Origin of the sequence: Ornithinibacter sp., from assembly GCF_035443565.1 — a bacterium.
GTDB lineage: Bacteria > Actinomycetota > Actinomycetes > Actinomycetales > Dermatophilaceae > Fodinibacter.
In genome coordinates, this window is the sequence record NZ_DAORSO010000233.1 from 1 (window position 1) to 2,524 (window position 2,524).

2 protein-coding genes are annotated in these 2,524 nt (G+C 73.7%); one reads left to right on the forward strand and one right to left on the reverse strand.

The genetic code is table 11. The features are described 5' to 3' along the window. Window positions 1-283 precede the first annotated feature (283 nt). Window positions 284-1,837, forward strand: coding sequence for an HNH endonuclease signature motif containing protein (locus PLL68_RS13790; protein WP_324535036.1), 1,554 nt, complete (start codon window positions 284-286; stop codon window positions 1,835-1,837). Between the two features lie 79 nt (window positions 1,838-1,916). On the opposite strand, the gene PLL68_RS13795 is transcribed toward PLL68_RS13790, so the two are convergent. Next, the coding region (locus PLL68_RS13795; RefSeq protein ID WP_324535038.1) for an ADP-ribosylglycohydrolase family protein at window positions 1,917-2,524 on the reverse strand (608 nt) is incomplete at its 5' end.

The window sequence follows — 2,524 nt, forward strand, 5'->3', positions numbered from 1 at the left end:
GTGGATCCGGGGGAGTCCGTCAGTCGGGTCCGGCCAGAGCCGCTGGGAACCCGACCACAGGCGCCACAGCTGGTCGGATGCCGGGTGGCCAGCCGTGGTGTCGCTCGCCTCCCCGGTGGTCACGAGAGAAATGGTGGCGTGGAACCCCCGATCGCGCACGCGGACGGTGACGGGGCCGACGTGGCGGGACAGCACGGGTGCCGGTCTCGGGCCCTTCGGGGCGTTGTCCACAGCCCCGGCGCGTCGACTTGAGGAGGTACGGATGTTCGATTAGTGTCTATCCATGGACGTGCAACCGCTGGGACTCGAGGAGCGACGCTCCCGGATCGCGGCTGCCCGTGAGGCGCTGGTGGGGCTTGCCGACGTCCTGTACGAGGCGACGGGTCCGGAGCTCGGTGAGCTCATGTCGGCCGTCGACGGCGTGGCCGCCCAGGCTGCGGCCGCTCGCGTGACGATCACCGTCGAGGCGGTGCGCCGCGGCCAGGTGGCGGAGGAGGGCGTCAACGCCCACGCGTGGGTTCGCGACCACGCTCCGTCGCTGCGCCAGGGTGGAGCCGGCGACGTCGCCCGGGTGGCCACCGCGGTGGTGCCCGCCGGTGCGCAGTTCCGGCCGGAGGGTGGAGAGGTCGACCCGGAGTCGACGGTGGGCATCGTGTGGGCGGGCGTCGCGGACGGCTCGGTGTCGCCCGGCCTGGCGAGTGCGACGATGCGCGAGCTCGACAGGCTCGCACCGTTGCTGAGGGAGGAGGCGAAGCCGACGGTCGTCAACGCGCTCCTCGAGCTGGGGGTCCAGTGGGGCCCGGGCCTCATGCGTCGCTTGCGGCCCCGGCTCCTCGCGGAGTACGGGCACGCTGGCGTTCTCGACGACCTGCAGGAGCGGCTGGCTCCGTCCGCACGGCTCTCGCAACCGTTCGTCGAGTCCGGTGACCTCACCGAGTACCTGCTGCTCATGACTCCGGAGCAGGCTGCCGCGCTGGAGGCGGCCATCGGTCCGCTGAGCGCACCGGCCCCGAACGCCGAGACCGGCGAGCGCGACCTCCGACCTGCGGGGCGGCGCCGAGTCGAGGCCCTCGCAGAGGTCTGCCGTCGGTCGTCGGCGGTCGATGCCGATGAGTCGGGCGGCCGCGACGGCGCGGCCGGGACGTCGGCGGCGCTGCACGTGATGATTCCGCTGGCCGACCTGGAGGCGCGAACCGGGTGCGGTGAGGTGATGGGGTCCACCGCGACCGGCACGATCCTGTCGCCGGAGGTGCTGCGCCGGGTGGCCTGCGACGCGGCCCTGATTCCCCACGTCCTCGGCAGTGCGGGAGAGGACCTCGACCTCGGCCGGGTCGTGCGGTTGTTCACCCGGGCGCAGCGGCGCCGACTGTGGCGGCGTGACCGGGCGTGCACGTACCCGGGATGCGCTGCTCCCGCGGCCTGGACCAAGGCCCACCACGTCGTGCACTGGGCGGATGGTGGCTTGTCCGACGTCGACAACGCCGCCTTGCTCTGCCAGAGACATCACACGCTCGTCCACAGCCGCAGACTGATCGCCGAGGTGAGGCGCACCCCCGACGAGCGCGGACGGTTCGTCGTCTGGGACCTCGACCCGGGCAGCTACGACCGGCACCTCGAACGGCTTCGAGCGGAACGGGCCGCCAACGATCCGCCACCTCTGACACCTGAGCGCCTGCGCAGCCTGGTCGCTGCGATCCAGGGCGACGATCCCGAGGAACGACGGTGGGCCAGGGACGAGCTGGAGCTGTCGCAGCCGGATGAGCCGTGGTGGGACGACGGCGAATCTGACGTGCTGTGGCCCGAGGATGCCGTGACGCGGCTGGAGCTCTCGGCCTGAGGGTGCTCCGGTTCGGATGCCGGCAGCGACTCGGCCGTGGTCGCGGGGGAGCCGCTGACGCCGACGTCGAGGGTCGTGATCACCAGCCCGGGTAGCGCGCCTGCCACAGGGGGTCGCGCGCCTCGACGTACTCCGAGCCACCGGGAGGGTCGCTGAGCTGGGCGACCACATCCCGTGCGAGCACGTCGAGGGGCCAGGCGAGCTCGTGGCGAGCGACCAGGTCCACCGGGAGCCGCGACGCCCCGTGGGCGGCTCCGAGCAGCGCCCCGGCGACCGCGGCGACGGCGGCGCCCTCGGGTGCCCGGGCCGCGAGCTCCAGGGCGTCGCGGAAGCGCTCCGGCTCCGCGTGGGTGGCGGCGACGTACAGACCGCCCGCCAGCGCCGACAGCGACGTCGGGTCCGGAGCCAGCGAACGCAGCGTGTCCAGCGACGGCCCGGCGGGGGAGGCGCGCGTGGTGGGGTTGGGGGTGGCGGGCGAGGCGACGCCCACGGCATCCGCCATGGCCCGGTCGAGGGTGCCGACGAGGTGCGCCTCCACACCGAGCCCGCGCGCGGCATCCACGCCGGTGCGGAGCCCTCCGAGCACGTCATCGGCCGTCAGGGAGCACGCCGTGAGGACGACCGCCGCGCTCGTGACGTCGAGCCCGAGTTCGCTGCCGTGGGTCAGGGCGGTGGCTTCCCGGGCGA

Bases quoted from the DNA above. Each gene is read 5' to 3' on its own strand.
- PLL68_RS13790 (WP_324535036.1), top strand. From the start codon at position 284: ATGGACGTGCAACCGCTGGGACTCGAGGAGCGACGCTCCCGGATCGCG.